Below are 8,339 nucleotides of genomic sequence, written 5' to 3'. Positions count from 1 at the left end.
TTACAATGGCGAGATGGCGACAGTGTGGTGAGCCAATACGTCGCTCCAGTGATTAAGCCTGACCACGCAGAGGATTGGGACTAACGATGTGGCCGCCAAACTCCCAAGGAATCACTCGATGTGAAGAGTGGGGGGAACAGATTTCCTATTTACCTGAGCAGCGGGCAATTCGGCGTGAGGATCGTTGGTATCATCCAGACTGTGTGCCCGACGAGTGACGCCACTCACACCGCTCTCAGACGGCTCAGATTCCGTCGTGTATTGATCCTCACCGAGATATACAGATAGCCACTTAGCCAGCTATACAGCGAGATATCTGTATATCTTTCTGGAGAGAGATATGGCTAAGAATACCGTGGCTCGCCGCTACTGGGATCGAGGACGACCGGCGGCGGGGAAAATTCGGGATGTTCGTAGCCATCGTGGACATACACCCACAGCATCACATCTTGGGCAAAGAGTTTGTCACGATATCCACCTGCCCCTAGTCGCCGCTCAATAATCTCTGCATCTACACCTTGTCGAACGAGATTAGCTCCGTGAGTATAATTTAGATCAGCTGGGCGAACACGCGGATAATCAGCGAAATAGTGGTAGCCGCCACTTCGAGAAACCCGCTCTCGTGATTCCGTATCCATATCCGCTGCTACCCGGAAACAGTGGTCACTCAGTGCCTCTCTGGAACTGTATGGGATTTCCTCATATACATCGAGCACCCATTCGATAATCTCCGGCAATGTAGTCTCTAAGCGATTCTCTGTATGTGGATTCCACCACGTCTCCGGCAGTCTCATGAGCCACGGGTCGCCATTGGCTGTTAGTTCAGCGGGTATCTTGATGATGTTCTTATCACGCTTATGACGCAGCCAATCAACAGACAACTCAGAGGCTATCCGAGACGACATACCCGAGAACATGAACAGGAGAGGTGCCAGAGCATCCACTGGGTGACTATTAATCACAGCCCGGTAATACTGATCGAACTGTTTGGGTGTGAGTGGCCGCCTTCTTACGGGTAATAGACCCGCACTCACCACCGCTGGCCACCATCGATTAAAATGATTTGTAATTGGTGACTTTGATAGCGACCCTATTGACTGATATTCTTCTGCCCCGACTCCGTACTCGCCTTCCGAGACTGCCCGAATGTCATTGAGAACATCTATCGGACTGTAATCGGTCTCATTCACCTCAATTCCGGCTTCGGCCAGCCCCCCGTTCCACGAGGAAAAGCGATCCTCTATAGTCGTTATACTATATGACCCAAACTCGTCATATGTGGAGGAACTAAGCGGTTCTCCGTGTTCAGCAGCGACTCGCTGGAGATCGGCAAGCAAGTCAGTGGTGGGAATGTCCTTAATCGAACTCCGATCCATCTCAACTCCGGCCTCAATTAGAGCGTCCCTCCACTCGTCAAAACGACGGTATATGGTGCTGACACCATACGTTCCATATTCGATGTATGTCTCGATAGTAACCGGCTTTCCGTGTTCGGCAGCGACTCGCTGGAGATCGGCAAGCAGCTCATCGGTAGCGATCTCCTTTGCACCATCCGTACTATGTGTCTCAATCCCGGCTTCAGCTACACCGTCGATCCACGACCCGAACCGCCTGCGTACCGTATTTGCACCGTGTGACCCGAACTCGTCATATGTGTTTGAACTAAGCGGCTCTCCGTGTTCACCGGCAACTCGCTGGAGATCGGCAAGCAGCTCATCAGTAGAAACTGACTCCGGATTTGCCTCAATCCCGGCTTCGGCCAGTCCCTCGTTCCATGAGCCAAAACGATTCTCTATGGTCGTTGAGCTATGTGATCCAAACTCAGTGTATGTGGCCACACTAAGCGGTTCTCCGTGTTCGGCAGCGACTTGTCGGAGATCGGCAAGCAGGTCATCGGTAGAAACTGGCCCTTGATGTGTCTCAATCCCGGCTTCAATCAGTCCCTCGTTCCACGAGTCAAACCGAGTCACTACCACCTGATAACTATGTGATCCAAACTCGGTGTATGTGGCCTTACTAAGTGGTTCTCCGTGTTCAGCAGCAGTCTGCTGGAGATCGGCAATAAGATCAGCGGTAGGTATCATCAATGCCGTATCAGATGTGGTCAAGGAACTCCCGTGCGTGGGTTTCCTCAGCGACTCTTTCTTCGTATGGCTCTAAGCTGCTGACGTGCTCGTGGCCGGTGTACTTGGTCAGCTTGGTGCGTTGCATATTGTTTCTGATGAGTTGCATAATAAACGTGCCTCTCATATCGTGTGGAAACACGTCCGGCACCTGCTCATCAAACCGTGCGTCCTCGGTTAAACCTCTCTCCAGTCCGATTTGAGCATCAACTGCGATGTCTTTGCACCACTTATTAATCGTATTCTCCGTGAGTCCATCCCCTCGAATCATCTTATTGCCGATATCATCTCGCGTCACAGCGAAATACGACTTACAAAGCTCACGCAAACCGAGGTCCTGCGTGACGAAATCGTTGGGACCACCCCGATTAAAATTATTCCACGTCTGGGTTATCGGAATGTCTCTACCATCATCGAATTTGGTCGTAAACTCACCCTCATCCTCACAATTATCGCAGGGTGTCGTGGTACCGTCTTTGTGGCATGTCCCTCTTGACGGCACCTTGAGTTTGGGCGGCTCCCCGTCGTTCGTTTCTGTAGTATCCGCGTCGATCCATGAGAACCATGTCGGGCCGTGGATGTGGCAGAACTCGTCAACACGCAGTCCAGTGAACGGCAACAGTAATCCAGTAATCTGTTTGGCAGGATCAGACTGCTCTTTAGCTGCTCGAACCCACGCCTGCAAAGCCGGTTGATGTAGACCTTTGTTGCTTCGTCCCACGGTTTTTACTTTGTACTTGATATCAAATCCATAGTAACTTAGTAGTTGTCATGTATAGTACGTAGCAAATCGGGATCGCTAAGACGGTCGATAACAGCCGTCTCAGGCAGAAGATATCTCGAAACGACTCAAACACTACGTACTACAAACGAAAATACGAAGATAGCGATCTTCAATCATAATCAATATGATAATGATTTCATCGGCCTATCCAACCTAAAACATAATCAATCAGATAGTTATTTCGCCAGTTGTATCATATCTCGTATGGTTGCTCACACACACCGACCTATCAAATATCATATGATGCTCTCAGACTGTCGTGAGAACCACCGTCATAGCTTTTATAAGGGTTTACTCAGTTATTGGGAACAAGAAGGTACGCGAAGCTAATCGAAATCGTGTTTACATCAAGACGGGATCTGACCCGTTCCCCTCAAATTGGAACCTTGCTGGGAACGAGTCAGGAGCCGAGTCGGGCTGGCTCGGTTATTCCTATTGAATCTACGCCTAAAGCATTGCTGTCAACGGCGTGGATTTGCCGTACTGCTCGTTTCCACCACTCTCATAGTCTTTACTCCGGGGTTAGCGTCTCCAGAACCCACCTCCAGTCGCTACTAGTAGGGGGTGATCGACGATGAGCGGCAACACCTCGGTAGATTACGACGACCCACCAACCGAGATGGCCGAGGTCGCCGTCGATGAGCTGACCGACGATCTCCTCGATGCGATCAATCGACCAAAACAATCGACTGTTGACGAACGTGGTTCTGACGGCCTGATGTCACCGCTGTCGTTGCCCGGATTCGGAGAGGAGTGCCACGACGATACTCTGATTTACTATTGCACTCACTGCGGCTCCACGGTTGAGATGAGCCATACCTGCTACAAATCAGAGTGCCCCGACTGCGCTCCGATGTGGGACATAGACAAGGCTGAAAACGGCGTTGCCCGGTTGCAGACGGTCGCCAAACGCATGAGCGGTAAGATGGGCGGAGTGAGTATCAAAAAGCATCACCTCGTGATGTCGCCGCCTGAAGATTGGGTACTCGAAGCGGCCAATCCGATAGACAAGACCTTTGACGTGATTGGTGACATAATGGACTTACTCAACGTCGAAGGATTGCGATTCTATCACGGCTGGCGGGGGCGCGACGGCGACGATCTCGATGCATGGCGAGGTCGTCTATTTCAGGGCCGTGGCTTCGAGAATGATGTTCGGCATGAATTGACTCCCGGCCCGCATTTTCACATCATTTGCGCTGGCCCGTATGTCCCAGGTGGAGAGGTCACAAAGCGGATCGAGGAGGAGACTGGGTGGCTAATCAAGCGCGTCACTAAGGGAGGCGATGAATCGTCTTGTAATAAGTCACTCCCGACGATGCAGGACGTTGCTCATGCAATGACCTACTGCCTCTCACATACGTCGATCAGGATGGGCGAGGGCGACGACAACAATAACGCCCAGTATCGTCCTCACGGCCAGCTGTGGCACGACCACAAGAAGGTAACAGTCTACGACAATACCCGCCGTAAGGCCGAGCACGCGGTTCGAGAGGCGGCCCCAAAGACACTCGGCGTGAATCGGAACAACCTGCGTTGTGGGACACCGTTGCCATCTGATGAACAACCAGACGAGTCGGTTGATCCGAGCAAATCATTCGATGATTATGCCGACAGTGGCGACGGTGACACTGCTAACGGCAATGACACCGACCACGATCACGCCGATGACCACGACCACGATGGCGAGAGTGCCTGCAACGCGCCGATCAAACCAATCTGGGAGGCCGAGGATCTGCTGGAAGATGAGCAGTGGGTGGAGGATGCGACCTACAGCGACCAGCTACGCCGAGCCTTTGAGGAGTGGGAGTCTCAGGGAGATTACGACAACCCGCCGCCGTCCCCGATGGTTGACGCCTTCGTGTGATTACTCATCTCGATAGAGGCATCTATCAGTTAGTCTGTCGCTCCCACGCTTCGCCGTCGAAATCAATCCAATTAGGGCTCTGGTAATAGACCGATCCATCTTGTTTTGTCCGTCTGTTGAGCCACCCCGTCTCCGAGATCACTACTAGTGTCTCTCTCGCTGTGCGCTCGGAAACATCTGCCATTTCCGCGATTTGGGCCGGTGTCACCCGGTTTCCACTCCGAATCACTGTATGAAGAGCATACTTCCAGATTCGATCTCTGCTTTTCTCGTTCACATGAGTATATACTCATCCATGCGTATAAGCTCATGCGTGGGGTTCACCCTGTTGAATCTGTGATATACTGTCGTATTGACCACTCGAAAACCGGGGTGTGAGGATATGCTCATGGTAAATGCAAACGGGGGGTCAGATATTCTATAGTCTAATATCAGTAGTAGAGATTCTTAGAAGCCTGTTTAGGATTCGTGTGTGGGACTCGACCCCCGCATCTTCGCACTAGTTGTCCGTTAGAATAACGCGGGCGGAAATTTTCGCGCTAGCAGCAATCGCGGTTGCTGAGGCGGCCCTTATCTTACCCTGCCTTCCGGCGGCCCTGGCGGGGATGGAAACCGGCGCAGCAGGCAGCTTGCCTGCCTGCAAGGGGGTTTCCCGCTGAGGGGTGCAGAGTGATCTGATACCGGTACGAAAGCCGACTATCCTCTCAGCTGTGGTTAATTACCGTCACTTTGCACATTACCGCTTGCCATACTGTCGTGACAACTATGAACACGGACACTCCACGTTTTGAGAAGTAACGAGCGTTATGAGTGATCAGTCAACTCTCAGTGAATTTGACGGATTTGACACGGATGAGGCGGCTGAGAGTGACGTGGTTGACGACAAGCTATACAGAAATGAGGAGTGGCTTCGTAAGCAGTATGTTGAGAATGGGCTTTCTCAATCTGAGATTGCCGACAAGGTAAGTGTGGGCCGAGGGGCGGTCGGAAACTGGATGCGGAAATATGACATTGAGACTCGATCACCTGCTGAATGGTCAGCTAATGGTGACGTCGAGCCACTGAAAGATGAGGAGTGGCTCCGTGAGCAGTATTGTGAGCAGGGGATGGTATTATCTGAAATTGCAGAACTAATTGGTGTAACCGCTGGAACGGTATCAAATTGGATACATAGGCACGGGATCGAGACTCGGTTACGGTCAGAGTCAATGACCGATGGCGACGTTGGGCTGTTAAGTGATGAAGGGTGGCTCCGTGAGCAGTACTTAGAACGAGAGAAAACGCTGAGTGAAATTGCGGAATCAACTGGCGTAACTACTGCAACGGTATCGAATTGGATGAAAAGACATGATATTGAGACTCAATCACCCACTGAATGGATGACTGATGGTGACGTTGAGTTACTGAAGGATGAAGAGTGGCTCCGTGAGCAGTACTTAGAACAAGAGAAGCCACCATCTGAGATTGCTGATGAACTCAATCTGTCTCCAGGCACAGTAAGGAATTGGGTAGAGAGGTATGGAATCAATGCTCGATCACAATCAGAATCACAGGCTGATGGAGATATTAATCAACTGGAGGACGGTGAGTGGCTTCGAGAGCAGTACTGCGAGCAGGAGAAATCACAGGCTGAGATTGCTGACGAACTCAATCTGTCCCAAGTCACGGTGGGACGTTTTATGCAAATGCATGAGATTGAGGCTCGGGCACTCGCAGAAGAACGCGCTGACGGAAATCTTGAGCCGTTGAAAGACGAGGAGTGGCTCCGCGATCAATATTGTGAACAGCAAAAGTCGATACGTAAGATTGCTGACGAGCTTGGACTAAGTCAAACACCTATCAAGAATTGGTTGAACAAGCACGACATTGAGTTTAGATCACTTCTACAACACCCTGAGCATCTCTCACATCGTGTCCTCGGTGAATTAGAGTTAGAGGTTGCAAATCGCCTGCATGATATTGGGGTAGACTACGAATATGAGTCGCTGGAGATTGAGTATGATGACGGTCGCAGATACATCCCTGATTTTGCTACGGAAGATTATGTTATCGAGTGCAAAGGTAGAGATTGGGGGAAAGCATTTGATAAGGGCTACACTGCCAAGGACAAGGCAGAGGCAGCGATGAGGCAATTAGACGACAGAGAATACGTCGTTGTGGGCGAACAGTTACCTTCTGACATTCACATCCCGAGAGGAGAATACAAGAAACTGCGGGAACTGATTGAATAAACTGTCTGCCATCATGCGGCTGACCTCGGTGGGGATGGAAGATCAATTAATCCAGACACCCCTCTCCCCACACCACGTTTCCGTCGTTTCCGTCGTAATCTGGATTCTGGAGCCAAATCGCAGTACGGAATAGGATTTCAATGATGCTCCTTCTCTCCCCACCCCCACACCACGTTTCCGTCGTTTCCGGGTTCGAAGATGGTGATGATAGAATAGAATCGAAAGAAGGCTCTGGGTTTACAAATCGAAAACGGTGGGTGAGTTATCAGGAGATACCAACAAAGACAGTATCTGTAGTTAGCTTTATTACATACTAACTACAATGAGTAGTTAATGCTCAAAGCAGAAGGAGATATCGAAGTGACAGAACACGAAGCAACCGGTGGACTCCTGATTGAAAGGGACACTCCAGAACTAAGCTACACAGACTCTCAAGAGGTCATAATCCCCGGCAAGAACGTCTACAGCGTTCTCCGCAAGATGGCTCACTCACGGGACTACCAACTAGTTGATGATGACGTGGCCGACGACCGATTGCTCGATGAGGATACGATAGAGAAATTAGACGATCTGGTTGAGGCCCGCAATGACTGATCGAAAAGATAGCTGGCCGACCTCGGGTTACAGCATCGATCCTCACAATGAGAGTAAGGAGTTTGAAATGCTGAAAGAAGCTGTTGAGAACTTCATTGAACCGGAGCTCCCAGAGGGAGCAACATCCATCGAGCGGGCACTAGCGAGGATACTTTGGGAGGATCGGCGCGACCGATTTGCCGAGGCTCATGGACTGGACGGAGTAGCTGATAAAGCCTGCATCGCTCGGCTGATTGACGACGATTTAGATGAGTGCCCCCACGGTCACGCAAGCTCCCATGATAGTCGGATGTTGCATCATAAGCCACCAGCAGCTGACCACTCTACCCTCTGGTTGGATGACAACAACGACCCGGCACTGTACTCAATGCACGTCTATTCAACCGATTTAGATGCTCACTTGGAAGACAAACCACACAGCCGATGGTTCGATATTGTGGGCTGGGCACGCGAAAATCGGCTCGATGTGCAAACACGAAATAGCTGGTATAACCCATCGACAACTCAGATTATATTTCAGCCGATGGACGACCCCGTACCGGAATATCCAGACACCCCGGAACTGTGGCACAAGCAGGAGTGGCAGGAAAAAGTGCGGGCGGCGTATGAGAAAGCCGATGATCCACCGGTGGGCGTATCACCCAATCTGACTACCAAGACAATTAATGATCGGGACTATCACTACTTACAATGGCGAGATGGCGACAGTGTGGTGAGCCAATACGTCGCTCCAGTGATTA

The 8,339-nt window shown here is 50.9% G+C and carries 6 protein-coding genes; 4 read left to right on the top strand and 2 right to left on the bottom strand.

Features of this window, described 5'->3' with window-relative positions; genetic code table 11:
* Positions 1-344: 344 nt before the first annotated feature.
* Both DP106_RS14735 and DP106_RS14730 read right to left on the bottom strand, forming a co-directional pair.
* The gene (locus DP106_RS14735; protein ID WP_133305178.1) at positions 345-2,108 is read right to left on the bottom strand and encodes a homing endonuclease associated repeat-containing protein; all 1,764 of its coding nucleotides are present in this window, start codon (positions 2,106-2,108) and stop codon (positions 345-347) included.
* Positions 2,095-2,844: a site-specific integrase gene (locus tag DP106_RS14730; protein WP_133305177.1), complete on the bottom strand. Its 750-nt coding sequence runs from the start codon at positions 2,842-2,844 to the stop codon at positions 2,095-2,097. The genes DP106_RS14735 and DP106_RS14730 overlap by 14 nt, the downstream gene beginning before the upstream one ends.
* Positions 2,845-3,481: 637 nt before the next feature.
* Between DP106_RS14730 and DP106_RS14725 the strand changes: the two genes are divergently transcribed.
* The 4 genes from DP106_RS14725 to DP106_RS14710 all read left to right on the top strand — a co-directional run.
* Positions 3,482-4,774: a hypothetical protein gene (locus DP106_RS14725; RefSeq protein WP_120086543.1), complete on the top strand. Its 1,293-nt coding sequence runs from the start codon at positions 3,482-3,484 to the stop codon at positions 4,772-4,774.
* Between the two features lie 806 nt (positions 4,775-5,580).
* Positions 5,581-7,005 carry a helix-turn-helix domain-containing protein gene (locus tag DP106_RS14720; protein ID WP_120086542.1) on the top strand — a complete coding sequence of 475 codons (1,425 nt, stop codon included), beginning with the start codon at positions 5,581-5,583 and terminating at the stop codon, positions 7,003-7,005.
* A gap of 333 nt (positions 7,006-7,338) precedes the next feature.
* On the top strand, positions 7,339-7,599 hold the full coding sequence (locus DP106_RS14715) for a hypothetical protein (protein WP_120086540.1): 261 nt from the start codon (positions 7,339-7,341) through the stop codon (positions 7,597-7,599).
* Positions 7,592-8,339, top strand: a 748-nt coding sequence (locus DP106_RS14710) for a hypothetical protein (protein WP_120086538.1), incomplete at its 3' end; no start/stop codon positions are given. The genes DP106_RS14715 and DP106_RS14710, both read left to right, overlap by 8 nt.

This window comes from Halonotius pteroides, from assembly GCF_003605635.1.
Lineage (GTDB): Archaea > Halobacteriota > Halobacteria > Halobacteriales > Haloferacaceae > Halonotius > Halonotius pteroides.
This window is presented reverse-complemented; position numbering and strand designations above follow the sequence as displayed.

Excerpts from the sequence above, each read along its gene's own strand:
- DP106_RS14725 (WP_120086543.1), top strand. The coding sequence starts at position 3,482 with ATGAGCGGCAACACCTCGGTAGATTACGACGACCCACCAACCGAGATG.
- DP106_RS14720 (WP_120086542.1), top strand. The coding sequence starts at position 5,581 with ATGAGTGATCAGTCAACTCTCAGTGAATTTGACGGATTTGACACGGAT.
- DP106_RS14715 (WP_120086540.1), top strand. The coding sequence starts at position 7,339 with ATGCTCAAAGCAGAAGGAGATATCGAAGTGACAGAACACGAAGCAACC.